The organism is Streptomyces sp. NPDC047081, assembly GCF_040643775.1.
Lineage (GTDB): Bacteria > Actinomycetota > Actinomycetes > Streptomycetales > Streptomycetaceae > Streptomyces.
The window spans coordinates 1-1,063 of the sequence record NZ_JBEYUY010000085.1; the positions used below are offsets into that span (position 1 = coordinate 1).

Here is a 1,063-nt window from a genome sequence, read left to right on the forward strand (position 1 = left end):
CCTGGAAACGCTGCAAGCCTAGTGAAATCGTACGTAGACTAGCGTAGGTACAGTTAGCTGGAAGTAGCGCCGTAGAGCGGGTTAAGCGTAATTGAGTGAAGTCTGTAAAAGTTGGGGACTGTACCGTCAGTGTACTGTGTTTGTACTTGGGCAGGGCCAAGCTATAGGCCATCACAAGTCTAAGTTCACAGCCGTCTCAAGAAAAATAAATCTCCCCCCCCTTACACTTAGTGTAGTTGTAGCAATCAACACCGTATGCTGAGCCGTTCCTGAAAACCTCCGGCTAGCTGAGTCAGGAACTGAACGTGCGGTGGGGCGAAAAATAGATGACAGGCCACGACTAGTTTTCAGTAAATCGTCGCCTGCCTTCTACAAAAGAGTCGTGGGTTTTCCGACAACTCTTATTATTTGTAATGCAGTCGTATAGATCGTTAGGCATCTAGCTCTTCAATTGTTGCTGTGCGTTTCCCGTCTATATGCTGTAAGAATCTTCCTTTTAACACAGACCTTTCATTGTTTGATGCCCCCCGAAGAGCGGTAAATGCGTCTCCGATGCAGTCTCTCAATTCACTCAGTGAGCTGGTTGGTGCTTCAAAGTAGTACAGGGCTAGAAGGCGTATAAATACTGCTTGAGTAACAATGTTGTTGCTCCCCAAATCCTTTAATAGTTTTCTTATTGATTGAATACTGTGTTTGTTTAGGTTTTCTATGGCCAGCATTGTGGAAAGAAATCGAATGCAGTGGCTTGAGTTGTTAGTTTCGGCAAGAATAAAGTTTTCAAGCTTTGGGGTGGCCAATGATTCAGACATTAATGACGAAAAGAGCTGTGGTATCAGAAGCTTTGCAAGATCTTTGAACTGAGCTGGGCTCAAAGCACCAAATTGCGTGCTGATTTCATCAGGCATTTCGGTAAGCTTGATTTCGTTAATTTGGCTTGTGGCTGATACAATGATTTTAGACCACAAAGTCAGAGTGTCATTTAGGCAGGCTTTCATCAATTCTACATCGTCGATTAGTTCGCTATTCCTTAAAATATTGGAGTATGTTTTAAATGCATTAATGA

General features: G+C 43.3%; 1 protein-coding gene. It reads right to left on the reverse strand.

The window, feature by feature from the left end; translation table 11 throughout:
* Positions 1-431 precede the first annotated feature (431 nt).
* On the reverse strand, positions 432-1,063 hold a 632-nt coding region (locus ABZ848_RS49570), incomplete at its 5' end, for a hypothetical protein (RefSeq protein WP_360843759.1).